An 8,287-nucleotide genomic window follows, 5' to 3' on the forward strand; every position below is an offset into this window, starting at 1 on the left:
CGCCCCGCTACTCGGCCAGCGGCATGACGAGTTTCGCCGTGTAACCGCTTCCGACGATACTGTTGAGCGTCAACACGCCATGCTCCCCGAACGCGCGGTCGCGCAACTGGCGTATGCGGCGCAGGGTGTCCGATTGCGGCCAGACCGGCCCCTCAAGCATCGCCTGCAGCTTGTCATCGGGCATGCCGAACCCCTGGTTGCGCAACTCGAGCCGCAGCGAACCGCCCGCGGTGTCGACCCCGATCGACACCTCGCCGGGTTGCTGCGAATCGGCGGCGAGCAGCTCCAGCAACGCGAGCAACAGTTCCCTCAAATTATTGGCCGTGTCGAACACGGCCGCGCCCTTGCCGCTCCCCTTGACCTCGAAGCGCACCATCTCGTGCCGGGGCAGCGCGGCGATCGACGCGGTGGCGAATTCAAGCGCGCGCCACGCATCAACCTGCTCCCCGCCATCATCCCCGGCCGTCTTCCCCGCCTCGTGCTTTGCCGCCTCGGGCGGCTTCGGGGACGGGGTTTTCCGACCGGCGTCCCTGGAGTGCAACAGGTCGTCGAGCCGCTGCAAGCGCCGCTTTTCAAGGTTGGACAATGGAAACAGCTGGATCATCAAGCCATGAATGTGCAGCAGCACGTCCTCCCAGCGCTGGGAACTTTTGGCGCTGTCACGCAATGCCGACACGTGCAGCAGATAGTGCTCGGCCCCGATCCGCGCCACCCGTTCGAAATTGAGACCGTCGAACACGATGCCCAGCAGCGTAGTGCGCGCCTGGTCGGGGGACAGCGCGCATAAAAGTTGGAGCAGGTCGGCCGCCGACTGGGTGTCGCCGTCCAGATCGGCCGCCTGCAGCGACGCCTTCATGCGCGCGTTCGAGATCAAAGGCCGCCCGAACAGGTCGTAGACGATGGTGGGACCGGCCAGGCCGTTGAACACATCGTCCAAAATCGTGGTGTGGCGGGCGATCAGACGAAGATGTTCGGACAGTTTCAGGATCGCGCTGTCGCGCGGATCGGCCAGGATGTCGCGCCAATCCGATCCGATCGAGCCACGCGTGAGATTGCGGTGGCGCTCGGCCATCACCTCGGCCAACCTCTCGCCGATCGCCGCGGCGGCGCGCATCAGAGATGCGCGGTTTGCCATCTGCTTCGCGTCGATGCCGAACGCCCAAAAGCCGAGCACTTGGCCACCCCAGACGATGGGCGCGACAAACTGATGCTCCTCGGGCTGCGACTCCTTCAGATAATTGCGCACCTCGATCGGCGCGTTCGCATCGATCGCGGTGGAGTAAGGCGTGCGGCCGAAATCGCGCCGCCGCTCCCCGATCGAGTCGATTGAGCACCGAAGGGAGTGTGTTTCGCGCAGCCGGGTCTCGCCGTCGGGGCGTTCGAGCAGTATCACCCGCGTCAACGGCAGAATCTGGTCGACCATTGCCAGCAGGGAGGACCAAAACACCGTGTCGGAGGCCAATTCGCCCACGCCCACGCCGCCCGTCGCGGCCAGATTGGCCTCCGTCGCCAGGCGCGACAGCGCCAGGTTCTGGCGGTCGGTCTTGCTCTGGAAAACAGTGACCACCGAGGTGCCGATCACAAGGATCGATCCGATGACCGGAAAATGGATGTGCAACAAGTAGAACATCAGCCAGGTGAAGAAGACCAGGCCGAGCCCGATTGCCGTCGCGACCGCGATCGCCTTGCGGAACTGCAGCGGTTGCAGCAGCAGGAAGCAGGCGAACCACACAACAATCAGCACCGCGCCTTTCGCCAGCGGGTCGAGCGACCTGTACTGCGTGCCACGCAACAGGGAGTCGAGGGCGTAGCCATGGTAGTCGAGCATGGTGACCTCGCGGGCGCCGTCGGTGATCGGGGTGACCACGGTGCGGTGGAAGCGCTCGCTGCCGATGCCGATCAGAACAACACGGCCGCGAAACACGTCGGCGATCAGACCGCCCTCTTGCATTTGACGATGCTTCATCCGTGGAAAGCCGGCATTTTTCTTGCCGAAGTCGATCAGATAGCGGCCCGATGCCGGCACCTCGACGCCAAGCCGGCGTGCCGCCAACGCCTCCACGCTTGGCAGCGTGGTGTCGCCGACCGCATACGAATAGCGCTGGTAGCGGTGCACGCCAAGCAGCGGTTCGGGCACGTCCGCGACCGCGTTGGGCAAGGCATGGCCGAAGTCGCCCGTCAAATGGAACCGGTGGGCGCCGGCCCGCTCGGGATCGGGCGCAAGATTGGAACCGACAACGACCCGCGGGTTCTTCAGCAGACGTTCGATGGCGGCGGCGTCCCCCGCGGGCGCCACCGTGAACACGAGCTGCCTCGCGCCGGCGTCGAGCAGGTCGTCGGCCAGCTTGTCCCATGCCATCGCCGGATCGGACAGTGTCGTGACGGGTGTTTCAATCAGTGCGACCTGCCTTTTTGCCGAACCGACATCGGGCGAATTGCGGACGTAGAAATCGTAAACGCTGCCATCGAGCGGCGTGAACACGCCGTCCATCGACGCCAGCGCGAGCAGCAAAACGATGATCAAGCTTTGCCAGAAGCCGTGCGTGCGCATGGCCAGGTTGACAACCGACGCTTTGATCTTTTCTATGAATTGCATTATCCGATTTGTAAAGAGTAAGTTGACGTACCCGCCAATCGATCCACACCGTATTGGGCCGCGCCAAGGAATTAACCAGCGCCTGCCTGGATTGCTCGCCGCGGCATTCGGAAGCGGTATCAAGCAGTGTTGGTTTTGGACGCCTCTAGTTCGTTGACGATCAGATTGCGCAGATCAGACATGATGAAAAGTTCGATGGGATCGAGCACGCGCGTCTTGGTATCGAGGACACAAAAGGTGCCGACGGCGTGGCCTGACGAAAGGATGAGCGGCGCACCGGCATAAAAACGGATGAACGGGGCGCCCGCCACCAACGGGTTATCGGCAAAACGCGCATCGGCGCGAGTGTCGGGAACGATGAAAATGTCGCGGCCGGCTATCGCATGCCCGCAAAACGAAATACTGCGCGGCGTTTCGCACACGTCCATCCCGATGGAGGACTTGAACCACTGGCGATCCGCGTCGACCAGGGAGACCAGCACCGTCGGCATCTCGAGCTCGGTGGCGGCGAAGGCCACGATCCGGTCGAACCGTTCCTCGGGTGGCGTGTCCAGTATGAGTAATGCATGTAATGCGGCAACCCGCTGCTGATCGTTTTCGGGTATGGGCGCAGGGATCATTCCGAAGCTTACCTGATTTAGCACAAAATTGCACTGTATCAAAGACGCCGCTCAGACGCTGAGAGTTTTTCGGGCGTGCCCGAGCAGCCCGCCAGAAAGCGGCAGATCGAGGCGCAAAGCACAGCCATAGCGGGCTATGGCGAGCATTTACAACGACGAACTGGCGCTTTCTGGCGTGCTGAGCGGGCATGATCGAAAGACTCTCAGCCTCTCAGATGCGGACGGCGTTGCCGACATTGGTCAAAACAGACAGCTGATTCCTGCAATGCAACGGCGTTCTGAATGGCGACCGGCACCCTGCGGGGTGCTGCGCCCGCCCCGCGTGGCCCGGCTAATCGCGTCGCTTGACGCCGACGACGGGAAGGTCCGGATTTTGCAGGTCCAGGCTGACCTCGTAATTGCCGGCTTGTTCGACATCGACGATAAAGTTGTGGTACTCGTGCCACAGCGCGGCGTGCTCGCTCCCCGGCGTGACGACCGTCTTGCCGCGCTCCGCCCCCAGATAAAGCTCGCCGTCGGGCGACTTCAGGCAAAAACGCCACTTGCCCGGTTTGAGCGCGATGACGGTGCTGTATGCCGTATTACCCTTCGATTGCATTTGCTGGCCCGCGCCCCATTTATCGGCCGAGCTTTTCAGGTGGATCGGGAACTGGGCGAGGAAGCGCTGTTTGCGCTCGAGGCTCGCGCCGGACCAGTATTCGAACGTGATGAGCGCGTTGTCGGGAAGCGACTTGTCCTGTATCGGCGCGGCGAAGTTGACGCCGTTCGTTCGCAGGTTCTTTTGTTTTCCGTCGACCGTGAGCGTCGTGTTGATCGACCAGTCCGGCAACATGAAGCTGATGCCGAAATTTTTCCGAACGGTCGAACACCAATCGCCACCGAGGGCATAGGCGTTGAAGGCGGCGCGCATCGCAAAATTCAACTCCTTCTTGCCGATCGCGATCAGCACCTGGCACTCGAGCCGGTAGTCGCCCAGCCGCCTGACGTTGTCCGGCAGGCCCGGTGTGCGCACTTCGGGGGAGAAACGGATCGACGATTTTTTCTGGTTCAGTAGAAAATCGGCCTCGTCGTCATAGGCCTCCTGGCTGCGCAGCAAAACGAAGGTGCCGTCAGCCGCGATTGGAATCGGGGTCGAGGTTTCGCTGCCGGCAAGGCGCAGTTTCACGCCGTCCCAGTTGGTTTTCCGGGTCCGGATGGCGTCGCGTTTGCCCAGCCGGAACCGCAACGTAGCCTCCGGCGCAAGCTTGCGGTGTTCATCGAACGCGTCCAGGCCCGCCGCCATCACGCGGTAGGGTTTGAGTGCGGGGTCCCTGGTTCCCGAGACCACGACTTCGGCCACGTTCTCCCCCTCTTTAGGCGTGACGACGGCATCGCTGGCGTGGACATTTGCACTCAGAATCAAGGACGAAAGGAGGAGCGTGGCTGGTTTCATGTTTGGGGCGGACCTGGTCGTGGCATCGGAGAGGACGAAAGGTGGGAAGCCGCCAGCCCTTCGTGGACCGCGAAATTCTATACCAGGCGCTGACGCGCTACTTGAAAATAATAAATTTTCTCCATTCCCTTCCATGTCGTGCTCGGAATCTACCCCGCCGCGGGCGCCGCGCCGGGCCCGCGTTGATCGCGGTACAGGCGCGGCGTGCAGCCGCGTTCGCGCGCGAACACGCTGTACAGATATTGCACCGAGCTGAAACCGCAACGCGCGGCCACCTCGGCCATAGTGACCCCGCCTTCGGCCAGCATGCGCTCGGCCGCCTCGAGCCGGCGCCTGAAAATCGCGTCGTGCACGCTGTGCCCAAGCTCGCGCTGGAACTGGCGCTCGAGCCACGAGCGCGACAGGCCGACGTGGCGGGCCACCTGCTCGGCCTTGATCCGGGCGGTCGCGTTGAGGCCGATGAAGTGCAGCGCGCGCGCCACCGCCGCGCCGTGGGATACCCCGCGCAGGGCCGGCCCGTTCATGCCCGACGGCGGCAACAGGACCCGGCGCACGCCCAGCCCCAAGCCGAGCATGTCCTCGTGCATCAGCGCGGCGGCGGCGCTGCCGATGGCGTCGGTGGCGTGCATCACCGAGCTGATCGGCACCCGTGCCAGGGTCTGCACCAGCGGGTCGTTGTCGATGCCGACGATGCTGATCTGCGCGGCGAGCGCCGGCGGCGCCATCGCGCAGGCCTGGATCAGATGGCGCGCCCGGGTGTCGTTGACCGCCAGGATCGCCACCGGCTTGGGCAGGCCGTCGAGCCAGGCGGTCAGCTCGTCCAACTGGGACTCCCACGCGAACACGCTCGGCTCGTGCCCGCGGTACAGCGGCGCGGAGGCGCCGTCGGCGCGGCACAGGCGCGCGAAGGCGCTATCGCGCTCCCCCACCCAATGGCGGTTGTACGCCGCGGGCAGGCTGTACATGGCCATATGGCGCGCGCCCTGGCCCACCAGATAATGGTAGGCGCTGCGCACCAGCGCGAAATTGTCGGAGCCGGCCAGCGAGAAGGAGCCGGGCGGGGTGTCATCGCTGGCGCTGCCGACGCCCACCAAACAGGCGCGGGCGCGCGCCAGCTTCTCGACCGCCTGCGGCTGGTCCATCTCGGCGATGATGCCCTCGATGCGCCACTGCGCGACCTGCTCGATGCTGCAGGCCGACAGGTCGGCCGCGATCAGTTCCCAGTCCAGACCATGGCGCGCGACATACGCGGCCACGCCGGCGGCGACGTCGCGGTAGTAGAAATTGGCGGTTGTGAACAGCAGTGCGATGCGCTTGCGGCTACCCATGGTGCCTCCTTGAAAAGCATCATATCCGACCCGTCGACGGAAAAACCGCCGCGCCGGCGCACGAACAGATTTCATAACGAAGCGGCTTCATTAGCATAAAGACGGCGGGCGGCGCTCCGCTATGCTCTCCACTGGCACCAGGCGTGATCGCCACCACTCGCTGATTAATTCTTCTCTCATCCGGAGTCCCCGCATGCCCAACTACATCCTCGACGAGGAACAAAAATCCGCCTACGAGCGCGATGGCTATGTCCTGCTGCGCGAGTTTTTCAAACCCGAAGAAATCGGCCTGCTGCGCGAGACCGCCCAGCACGACCGGGTCCTCGACCAATCCTCGTTCGGTCGCGCCGACGGCGAAGGCGGCGTGGTGCGCCTGTCGCTGTGGAACCACCCGACCGACACCATCTACGGCGCCATCGCCCGTTCGCGCTCGCTGGTGGACTCGATCGAGGCCCTGCTGGGCGGCGAGGTCTACCACTACCACTCGAAGATGATCATGAAGGACGCCCGCGTCGGCGGCGCCTGGGCCTGGCACCAGGACTACGACTACTGGTACCAGAACGGGGTGCTGTTCCCGCGCCTGTGCAGCGCCTTCATCGCGATCGATCCGTGCACCCGCGACAACGGCTGCCTGCAGGTCATCCGGCAATCGCACCTGCTGGGCCGCCTCGACCACCGGCTGACCGGCGACCAGGCCGGCATCGACCCGGAGCGCATCGCGGCCATCACCGCGCGCCTGGAGACGGTGCACGTGCTCATGGCGCCGGGCGACCTGCTGCTGTTCCATCCGAACACCCTGCACCGCTCCGACCAGAACCACTCGGACCATCCGCGCTGGTCGATGATCTGCTGCTACAACGCCGCCGACAACGATCCATACAAACCCTCGCACCATCCGAACTACACCAAGCTGCACAAGCTCGACGACGAAGAAATCCTGGCGATGGGCGCGAAACGCTTTGGCGAGGGCGACACCGGCGCCATGATGGCGGCCGAGCAAGACCATTCCGCCGCCAGCACCATGGAGCGCTGACATGGAACACGACCCGCGCCCCCGCCTGATCCACATCCTCAACACCTGGACCCTGCGAGAGTTGCCGGCCGGGTCGGCCGCGCCGCCGCGCGCGGACCCCCACTCCGCCGTCGCGGCGATCCTGCGGGCCGGCTATGCGGGCCTGCAGGTGGAGCCGGGCGATCCTTTGACGGACGCCGGTTTCCGGGCTGGAGCGCTGATGCACGCGAGCGGACGGGTGGTCGACCCGGCGCGCGTGCGCGACCTGGTGGCCGAGCACAAGGAGCACGGCTTTGGCCTGGGCACGATCCACCTCGGCACCGGCTTCGAGTCGCAGGCCGAGGGCTATGCGCTGGCCGAGGCGGTGCTCGAGGCCAGCGCGGCCTTGCGCTACCCGCTTTACGTGGAGACCCACCGCGCCACCATCACCCAGGATCCGCGCCGCACGCTCGACCTCATCGAGCGCTATCCCGCGTTGCGGCTGAACGCCGACTTCTCTCACTGGTAATGCGGCTGCGAGATGCGCTATGGGGACTGGGAGCGCAAGCTGGCGCTGCTGCAGCCGGTGTTCGACCGCGTGCGCTACGTGCACGGCCGGATCGCCGACGCGGGCGCCATGCAGGTGCCGGTGACGGACCTGGACGCGCAAAACGTGCACGACTTCCGACGGCTCTGGACCTGCGCCATGGCCGGATTCCTGTCGAACTCGGACGCCGGCGACCGGCTCTACTTCGCACCGGAGCTGCTGCCCAACCACTTCGACGTCGACGGCGCCACGGTGTATTCCGCCTATGCGCGTCAAACGGCGGGCACGGACGGCGTGGTCGACGACGATTCGGACCGCTGGCTGCAGGGACTGCTGCTGACCCGGATCGGCGCCGAGTGCTTCGACGCCGCCGGCGCCGGCCTGGTGCCGGGCGCGGCGCAATCCCGATAGAAAATGCCGCGATTGCCAGCCGCACCTTTGTCAGCGAACATATGGGCAGCAAAGACCGAGACACCATGAAAACCAACTCCGATGCAACTGAAACGACGGGATTTCCTCGGGGCGGGCGCCGCGCTGCCGGCGCCGGCGCGGTGGCTGGTCTGTGGACGCGTACAGCGGCCGGCATCATCCCCCATGCGGTGTCGCCGTTCTTTGTAACGGGAAGGTCAGTGCTGAGGGACGAAAAAATCGCAACTGGTGATCAAGGCCAACCGACAATCGTGGCTGGGAATTGGCGCGGCAGCGGACTAGAGTGTTGCTATCTCGTCAAGCAATTCAGGGTGACGATCACGGTTAATTTGTTCTAAGCGGTA

8 protein-coding genes are annotated in these 8,287 nt (G+C 64.6%); 4 read left to right on the top strand and 4 right to left on the bottom strand.

The genetic code is table 11. The annotated features are described in order from the left end of the window. Positions 1 to 7: 7 nt before the first annotated feature. The 4 genes from C7C56_RS09170 to C7C56_RS09185 all read right to left on the bottom strand — a co-directional run bounded on the left by C7C56_RS09170 (position 8) and on the right by C7C56_RS09185 (position 5,976). A complete protein-coding gene (locus tag C7C56_RS09170; protein ID WP_106757125.1) occupies positions 8 to 2,596 on the bottom strand; it encodes a CHASE2 domain-containing protein in 2,589 nt (862 codons plus the stop codon). A 119-nt stretch (positions 2,597 to 2,715) separates the two neighbouring features. Next, positions 2,716 to 3,216 carry a GAF domain-containing protein gene (locus tag C7C56_RS09175; protein WP_106757126.1) on the bottom strand — a complete coding sequence of 167 codons (501 nt, stop codon included), beginning with the start codon at positions 3,214 to 3,216 and terminating at the stop codon, positions 2,716 to 2,718. Positions 3,217 to 3,547: 331 nt separating this feature from the next. Continuing rightward, a complete protein-coding gene (locus C7C56_RS09180; RefSeq protein ID WP_146204370.1) occupies positions 3,548 to 4,783 on the bottom strand; it encodes a hypothetical protein in 1,236 nt (411 codons plus the stop codon). A 14-nt stretch (positions 4,784 to 4,797) separates the two neighbouring features. Beyond that, on the bottom strand, positions 4,798 to 5,976 hold the full coding sequence (locus C7C56_RS09185) for an AraC family transcriptional regulator (RefSeq protein WP_181373096.1): 1,179 nt from the start codon (positions 5,974 to 5,976) through the stop codon (positions 4,798 to 4,800). A gap of 193 nt (positions 5,977 to 6,169) precedes the next feature. On the opposite strand from C7C56_RS09185, the gene C7C56_RS09190 reads away from it, so the two are divergent. From C7C56_RS09190 to C7C56_RS28065, 4 genes are all read left to right on the top strand, one after another. Then, complete coding sequence (locus C7C56_RS09190) at positions 6,170 to 7,009, top strand: phytanoyl-CoA dioxygenase family protein (RefSeq protein ID WP_106757129.1); 840 nt, start codon at positions 6,170 to 6,172, stop codon at positions 7,007 to 7,009. A gap of 1 nt (position 7,010) precedes the next feature. Beyond that, positions 7,011 to 7,496: an IolE/MocC family protein gene (locus tag C7C56_RS09195; protein WP_106757130.1), complete on the top strand. Its 486-nt coding sequence runs from the start codon at positions 7,011 to 7,013 to the stop codon at positions 7,494 to 7,496. Between the two features lie 12 nt (positions 7,497 to 7,508). Continuing rightward, complete coding sequence (locus tag C7C56_RS09200; protein WP_106757131.1) at positions 7,509 to 7,925, top strand: hypothetical protein; 417 nt, start codon at positions 7,509 to 7,511, stop codon at positions 7,923 to 7,925. A 65-nt stretch (positions 7,926 to 7,990) separates the two neighbouring features. After that, complete coding sequence (locus tag C7C56_RS28065; RefSeq protein ID WP_146204371.1) at positions 7,991 to 8,281, top strand: hypothetical protein; 291 nt, start codon at positions 7,991 to 7,993, stop codon at positions 8,279 to 8,281. The last annotated feature ends 6 nt before the right edge of the window (positions 8,282 to 8,287 follow it).

The sequence above is a fragment of the Massilia glaciei genome (assembly GCF_003011895.2).
Classification (GTDB): domain Bacteria; phylum Pseudomonadota; class Gammaproteobacteria; order Burkholderiales; family Burkholderiaceae_D; genus Telluria_A; species Telluria_A glaciei.

Excerpts from the sequence above, each read along its gene's own strand:
- C7C56_RS09200 (WP_106757131.1), top strand. The coding sequence starts at position 7,509 with ATGCGCTATGGGGACTGGGAGCGCAAGCTGGCGCTGCTGCAGCCGGTG.
- C7C56_RS28065 (WP_146204371.1), top strand. The coding sequence starts at position 7,991 with ATGAAAACCAACTCCGATGCAACTGAAACGACGGGATTTCCTCGGGGC.
- C7C56_RS09190 (WP_106757129.1), top strand. The coding sequence starts at position 6,170 with ATGCCCAACTACATCCTCGACGAGGAACAAAAATCCGCCTACGAGCGC.
- C7C56_RS09195 (WP_106757130.1), top strand. The coding sequence starts at position 7,011 with ATGGAACACGACCCGCGCCCCCGCCTGATCCACATCCTCAACACCTGG.
- C7C56_RS09185 (WP_181373096.1), bottom strand. The coding sequence starts at position 5,976 with ATGGGTAGCCGCAAGCGCATCGCACTGCTGTTCACAACCGCCAATTTC.
- C7C56_RS09175 (WP_106757126.1), bottom strand. The coding sequence starts at position 3,216 with ATGATCCCTGCGCCCATACCCGAAAACGATCAGCAGCGGGTTGCCGCA.
- C7C56_RS09180 (WP_146204370.1), bottom strand. The coding sequence starts at position 4,783 with ATGGAAGGGAATGGAGAAAATTTATTATTTTCAAGTAGCGCGTCAGCG.
- C7C56_RS09170 (WP_106757125.1), bottom strand. The coding sequence starts at position 2,596 with ATGCAATTCATAGAAAAGATCAAAGCGTCGGTTGTCAACCTGGCCATG.